5 protein-coding genes are annotated in these 7149 nt (G+C 67.8%); 3 read left to right on the forward strand and 2 right to left on the reverse strand.

The features are described 5' to 3' along the window. The first annotated feature begins 626 nt into the window (after nucleotides 1-626). From Mth01_RS30015 to Mth01_RS28750, 3 genes are all read left to right on the forward strand, one after another. Nucleotides 627-2303: a chitinase gene (locus Mth01_RS30015; RefSeq protein WP_239090082.1), complete on the forward strand. Its 1677-nt coding sequence runs from the start codon at nucleotides 627-629 to the stop codon at nucleotides 2301-2303. Nucleotides 2304-2352: 49 nt separating this feature from the next. Then, nucleotides 2353-3831 (forward strand): carbohydrate-binding protein, encoded by a 1479-nt coding sequence (locus Mth01_RS28745; RefSeq protein WP_204019104.1) that lies wholly within the window; start codon nucleotides 2353-2355, stop codon nucleotides 3829-3831. Nucleotides 3832-4163: 332 nt separating this feature from the next. Continuing rightward, nucleotides 4164-5498: a hypothetical protein gene (locus Mth01_RS28750; RefSeq protein WP_204019105.1), complete on the forward strand. Its 1335-nt coding sequence runs from the start codon at nucleotides 4164-4166 to the stop codon at nucleotides 5496-5498. Here the strand turns inward: Mth01_RS28750 and Mth01_RS28755 are convergent. Beyond that, on the reverse strand, nucleotides 5491-5901 hold the full coding sequence (locus Mth01_RS28755; RefSeq protein ID WP_204019106.1) for a hypothetical protein: 411 nt from the start codon (nucleotides 5899-5901) through the stop codon (nucleotides 5491-5493). The genes Mth01_RS28750 and Mth01_RS28755 overlap by 8 nt on opposite strands. 32 nt (nucleotides 5902-5933) lie before the next feature. Next, complete coding sequence (locus tag Mth01_RS28760) at nucleotides 5934-7031, reverse strand: AI-2E family transporter (RefSeq protein WP_204019107.1); 1098 nt, start codon at nucleotides 7029-7031, stop codon at nucleotides 5934-5936. Nucleotides 7032-7149: the final 118 nt, after the last annotated feature.

Consider the following 7149-nt stretch of genomic DNA (forward strand, 5'->3'; position numbering starts at 1 on the left):
GGTCAACAGGGTGAAGACGGGCCCGGTCCAGCCATCAGGCTGGGCCGGGCCTCTTCGCGTCGTACGAGGAGGCTGCCGGGGCTCTGACAGACGGGGTCAGGAAAGCTTCGGTTTGGGTCTTGTGGGGCTGCCGTCCATGGGGCTACGATCCGACTAACTCTTAGGAAACTTTCCTAAAAGAAAGGCTGACCGGAGCCGAACCATGGCCCTCCAACAACCGAAGCCCTCCGTCCGCGTCTCGTCACCGGGCGCCCCCTGATCGCCGTACGGCCGGCGCCGTTCCTATCCGGCCGCCTCGGTTAGGCGCCGGCCGTACGGATTCCATGACCGCGACCACCCCCCTCCACCCCCCAACCCCCCGCGTGATCTTGCGAATACTCGCACGCAGTCGGCCCGACCGGCGGAAAGATCAACCGCGATCTTGCAGAATCTCGCAGCCATGCCCGCCGAGCCGGCGAAATACCGTCCGTGATCTTGCACTCCTTCCCCAACTGCGAGATCACGGAGTGTGCAGGCGCGACTCATGGCCGTTTGTCATAAATTCTGCAAGATCATGATGAGTGTCAGGCCAGGTCATCGACCTCGCCTGCGAGATTTCGCAAGATCACGGTGAAAGTGAGACGAATGTGTCCGTGCGAAATCTGGCGGCGATAGCCGTACTGGCGCTGGGGGCGACCGGCCTGTGGGCCGGGACCGCATCGGCCGCCAACATCGTCGCCAATCCGGGATTCGAGTCCGGCCTCGACGGCTGGACCTGCTCGGCGGCCTCCGGCGCCCAGACCGTGTCCAGCCCGGTGCACGGCGGGACGAAGGCCCTGTCGGCCATCCCCGCAGGGAGCGACTACGCCCGCTGCCAGCAGACGATCAGCGTGCGGCCGTCCACGTCGTACGCGCTGTCGGCCTGGGTCCAGGGCAACTACGTGTTCCTCGGCGCGACCGGCACCGGCACCACGGACGCGCAGACCTGGGCCTCTCCCGGCTCGACGTGGAAGCAGGTCACCACCTCGTTCACGACGGGATCCTCGACGAACAGCGTGACGATCTACGTCAACGGCTGGTACGGCCAGGGCGCCTACTACGCGGACGACATCGTGCTCGACGGCCCCGGCGGCTCCACCCCCAGCCCGAGCCCGACCCCCACGCCCAGTCCTAAGCCGACGCCGACACCGACTCCCAGTCCTAAGCCGACGCCGACACCGACTCCCAGTCCTAAGCCGACGCCGACGCCGACGCCGAGTCCTAAGCCGACGCCCACCCCGACACCGACGCCCATGCCACCGCCGCCGAACGGCAAGCGACTGCTGGTGGGCTACCTGCACGCGTCGTTCGCCAACGGCTCCGGTTACGTCCGGATGGCCGATGTGCCGAACGACTGGGACATCATCGATCTCGCCTTCGGCGAGCCGACGTCGGTCACGTCCGGTGACATCCGGTTCGAGCGTTGCCCGGTCGCCGAGTGTCCCAACGTGGAGAGCGACGCGGACTTCATCGCGGGGATCCGCGCCAAGCAGGCGGCCGGCAAGAAGGTGCTCATCTCGATCGGCGGCCAGAACGGCCAGGTGCAGCTCACCACCACCGCGGCCCGGGACAAGTTCGTCCAGTCCGTCAGCGCGATCATCGACAAATACGGCCTGGACGGCCTCGACATCGACTTCGAGGGTCACTCGCTGTCGCTGAACAAGGGCGACACCGACTTCAGGAACCCGACCACCCCCGTCGTCGTGAACCTGATCTCCGCCATCAAGACGCTCAAGGCGAAGTACGGCTCGAAGTTCGTGCTGACGATGGCGCCGGAGACGTTCTTCGTCCAGCTCGGCTACCAGTTCTACGGCGCCGGCACGAACGGCACGGCCGACCCGCGCGCCGGGGCGTACCTGCCGGTGATCCACGCCCTGCGTGACGATCTGACGCTGCTGCACGTCCAGGACTACAACTCCGGGCCGATCATGGGCCTTGACAACCAGTACCACACGATGGGCGTGGCCGACTTCCACATCGCCATGACCGACATGCTGCTCACCGGCTTCCCCGTGGCCGGCGGCGCCACCTTCCCTCCGCTCCGTCCCGACCAGGTGGCGATCGGCCTACCGGCCGCGCCGTGGGCCGGGAACGGCTTCACCACGGTGGCCCAGGTGCAGAGCGCCTTCAGCTGCCTGGCGAAGGGGACCGGCTGCGGCTCCTACCGGCCGCACGGCGTCTTCTCTGGCCTACGAGGCCTGATGACGTGGTCCATCAACTGGGACAAGTACAACGGTTTCGAGTTCTCCCGCAACCATCGGGCGTACCTCAACGGCCTCGGTTGATCTCTCCCCGCTCGATAACACCCCCCATCCCCTCCCCAGAAGGACAGTCATGAGAGCAAGTCGCACAATCACAGCGACTCTCGCGGCGCTGACACTGTCGGTGGCCGGCGTCGCGGCCACCGCTCCGGTCGCGTACGGCGAGGCCGCCGCGACCACCAGCGTGACGGCCGCCGCCTCGGCCTGGCAGGCGTGGACCGCCTACAAGACCGGCGACCGGGTGACCTACAACGGCGTCGAGTACGAGTGCATCCAGGGCCACACCTCCCTGCCCGGGTGGGAGCCGTCGAACGTCCCGGCCCTGTGGAAGGTCACCGGCGGAGGCGGCGGAACGCCCAGCCCGAGCCCCAGCCCGACCTCCAAGCCTCCGGCGGGAGTGCCGGGCACGCCGGGCACGCCGAGCGTCACCGGGACGACCAACAACTCGATCTCGCTGCGCTGGGGTGCCTCCTCGGGCACCGTGACCGGCTACCGCGTGTACGAGGGCACGACCGTGGCCGCGACCGCCGGCGGGACCAGCGCCACCATCTCCGGACTCGGTGTCTGCACGACGCACACCTACACCGTCAAGGCGTACAACTCGAGCGGCGAGTCGGTGGCGAGCTCGGCGGTGACCGCGACCACGGCAGGCTGCGGCGGCGGTGGTGGTGGTGGCGGCAAGATGCCGGGGGCGCCGTACCTCTACACGGGCTGGGGTAGCCCGCCCAGCCCGGTCACGGTCATGAACGCCACCGGGATCAAGGAATTCACCATGGCGTTCATGCTCGCCAGCGGCGGATGCAACCCCGCCTGGGATGGTCAGCGTCCGCTGCTGGGCGGCCAGGACGCTGCGGCGATCTCCCAGATCAAGGGCGCGGGCGGTAACGTGCAGATCTCCTTCGGCGGCTGGTCGGGCAACAAGCTCGGCCCGAACTGCTCCACGCCGGCCGCCTATGCGGACGCGGTTCAGAAGGTCATCGACGCCCACAAGCCGGCCGCGGTGGACTTCGACATCGAGAACTCCGACGAGTTCGAGAACACCACGGTGCAGGACCGCATCCTCAACGCTCTGAAGATCGTCAGGCAGAAGAACCCGAACGTCAAGATCATTGTTACGTTCGGCACCGCCACCACCGGGCCGACGTACTACGGCACCCGGCTGATCAACCAGGCGAAGGCCCTCGGCGTCGACATCGACAACTACACGATCATGCCGTTCGACTTCGGCGGCGGCGCCGACATGTACGGGAACACGGTCAGCGCGGCGGAGGGGCTCAAGAACGCGCTCAAGTCCGCCTGGGGCTGGTCCGACACGACCGCGTACGCCCACATGGGCATCTCGGGCATGAACGGCCTGTCCGACCAGCGTGAGCTGACCTCCCTGGAGACCTGGACCAAGATCCGGGACTACGCCAAGTCGAAGGGGCTCGGCAGGCTCGCCTTCTGGTCCGTCAACCGTGACCGTCCCTGCCCCAACGGCGGCGTGTCCGAGAACTGCAGCGGGATCGCCCAGAACGACTGGGACTTCACCCGGGTGACCGCCGGCTTCTGATCCCGGCCTCCTCGGTGACCAGGGCCGGGTGGACCGGGGCAGCCCCCGTGCACTCCACCCGGCCGTGATCCGGCGGCCGGCGCGACAGGAACCACCCCCCTTTACCTGTCGTGCCGGCCGCCACTGCGCGTTGGAGCCAGCAGGCCGATGAGCATGCCCACGAAGGTCGCCACGGTGAGGGTGATCCACAGCCGCATCTTCATCGAGGTCTCCCCGTCTGTTACACAGAGTGATCAGAATACCGCGAATGGTGACAGAATGCGACCGTTGGTTCGGGAAATCTTCCATCGAGTCGCCTCTTTCGCCGGTTGTGGGGCACGCTTGGCATCGCCATGCATTACGCAATTCACACAGCCCTGGTTCTGATCGCCGGAGTCGTGATCGCCGTCGTCGCGGAGCGGAAAGGCTGGAAGCCCTCGCTCGCGGTGACCCTGGCGGTCGGCGTCGGTGTCCGCGCGCTGATCCTGGTGATCGCCGCCACGGACGGATGGCAGCCACCCGACTACGTCGGCAGCTTCAAGCCGGCCGGCGAGGCCATCCTCAACCATCGCGACCCGGTGCTGGAGAGCAACGGCGGGTGGCACTTCCTGCCGACGATCCCCTACATGTACGGCCTGCTGCTCTGGCTGGGCATCCCCTGGGAGGTCACCGGCAGGCTGGTGACCGTGGCCGCCGACATCGCGCTCATCCCGCTGGTCGGCAAGCTGGCCGGCGGCTCCGCCGTACGGCTGAGGGCGTTCCAGTACGCATGCAACCCGCTGGCGATCCTCGTCGCATCCGTGCACGGCCAGGTCGAGCCGGTCTCCCTGGTCTTCGCCGTGGGCGCGTACGTCGTGGCACGCGGGCCCGAAGGCTGGCGTCGCCCGCGGCCGCTGCCCTGGGCGCGGCCGAGTGAGTTGCTGCGCCGCCTCACGCACCCTCTGGAAGCGGACCGCGCGGCCACCGGCCGAGCGGTGTGGGCGGGCCTGCTGATGGGGCTCGCGCTGTGTGCCAAGAGTTGGCCGGTGATCCTCGTGCCGGCGTTGCTGATGCTGCTCCCGGGACTGCGCTCCCGCCTGGTCTCGCTGGTCGCGACCGGCGTCCCGCCCATCCTGTTCTTGCTGTCGCTGCCGATCGGCGGCTGGACCCGATGGAGCGAGTTGGCCGACGTGCTCAACGCCATCGGGCTGCGGCCGAGCGACGTGCGGCCGATCACGGGCGACTGGGGCTGGACGGCCCTGCTCAGCGGGGGAGAGTGGAATCTCGATCCGACTCCGGCCAGGATCGGCCAGTACCTGATCTACGCCTCGCTGATCGCCTGTCTGATCTGGTGGCGCAAGGCCCACCCGGTCGACGTCACGATCGCGATCCTGCTGGCATTCATGATCTTCACGCCGCGGCTCGGTGCGCAGTATCTGCTGTGGTTCATGCCGTTCCTGATCGCCCGCCCCACCCGCTGGGCCTGGCCCGCGATCCTGGGATCCTGCCTGTGGGCGGCCGTGGGATACCTCGTGCTCACCCAGTTCCCCGGCGAAGCCTGGTACGAGTTGCACAAGCCCTGGGCGATGAGCTCCATCGTGCTGTTCCCGCTGATCATCGCGGCCATTCCGTGGAGCCGCAGACAGGCGCCGGAGGCTCCCGTGGACGCCGCGCGTGACCAACCCGGGGTACGAAAGGAGATCACGTGACGATCAGCCGGACAAGATGGCCATGACTCCCAAAGCCGGGTGAGTCGCCGTCCAGGACACCCGTGACGCACTCGAACACGCCGGGCTCGCGCTGCCGTACGAAGAAGACGGCCTCGGCGATCGCCGACAGGAGCCGGACCACGTCGCGGTGCACGTGGACGCCCTCCCGATCGCCGGCGAGCGAGACGGTGACCTCATAGACGCCGTCCTCCAGCAGGCGCTCGCCGGTCAGCAGCCACTCCGTTCCGCAGGCGCGACGCAGGTGGGGGAGCAGGTGCTCGTCCGGCTCTTCAGCGACCCAGCCGTCCCGCCGCATCGCGTCGAGAAGCCCGCGGACCTCCGGCTCCATGGCGGAACCGTCGGCTATTCCGGTCTGCCGCTCGTCGATGTCCCATCGCCGCATGTTCCGACAGTACGCCGCGCGCTCGGCCGGTTTCAGGATGCGGCCTGTGGCGGGGCCGACTTCGGTGCCGGGCCGGACGGCTGCGGCGGTTCGGGTTCGGGCAAAGTGCCGGAGAGCAGGGCCGCTGCCCACTTGCTGGCCGGATCGCTGTCGATGAGCAGAGCGCGCACGAGCAGGCTCAGCGGGATCGCGAGAAGGGCGCCCAGTGGCCCCAGGACCCACGCCCAGACGATCAACGACAGGAACGTCGTGGTGGTCGACAGACCGACTGCGTCGCCGAGGAACTTGGGCTGGATGAACGACTGGATGACCACGTTGATCGCGAGATACGCGACGATCACGAGCAGCATGGTCTTCGGCCCGCCCTCCAACAGCCCGAGCAGCGCGGGCGGGATCAGGCCGAGGATGAACCCGATGTTCGGGATGTAGTTCGTGATCAGTGCGAGCACCCCCCACAGCAGCGGGAGGGGCACGCCCAGCGCGTAGAGCGCGGCGACGTCGAGAGCCGAGCAGATCAGGCCGAAGAACGTCGAGACGATCAGATAGCGGCGGGTCCGGTAACTGAAGGTCTTGAGAGCCAGCGCGAGGGCAGGGCGCTCGACGGCGGCCGCGTCGACGATCCGCGAGAAGACCGGGGCGTCCAGGCTCATGGCCAGGAGCAGCACCACGATCAGGAAGAGACTGGACATAACGCTCATCAGGCTGCTCAGCAGGCCCTGTGCCACCTCGATCACCTTGCCCGGGTCGAGCGAGGACAGCGCCTTGTTGAGCTGCTCGCTTCCGTAGCCGAGGCCGGCCGCCCAGTGCTGGAGGTCCGTCACCATCTCGTTGAACTGGGTGGCGTAGGTGGGTGCCAGGAGGGCGAGTTGCGCGGCGGCGAGACTGAGGACCGCGATCATGCCGAGCAGAACCAGCAGCACCACCGCGAGTGGGATGACGATCTGCATCCAGGTGGGGGCTCGATGCCGAGACAGCCAGCTGCGCAGCGGGGATACGGCGATCACCAGGGTCAGCGCCAGGACGACGGGCCCGAGGATCGATCCGACCGCCTGAATCCCGGCCAATGTGACCACGGCGGCCGCTGTTCCGAGCAGCACGACCAGGGCGCGTGGGAATCCCTGTTGAATCACAGCATCGTTTCTACCGCTTCCAAAAGATCTCGCAAGCCCGTTGGCGCGCTGTAGCCGGCCGATTTCGGAAGGCGAAGGCTGGTACGCCGGCAGGCGTGGGACGTGTCGGGCGCGGTCA

Origin of the sequence: Sphaerimonospora thailandensis, assembly GCF_016863115.1 — a bacterium.
GTDB classification, from domain to species: domain Bacteria; phylum Actinomycetota; class Actinomycetes; order Streptosporangiales; family Streptosporangiaceae; genus Sphaerimonospora; species Sphaerimonospora cavernae.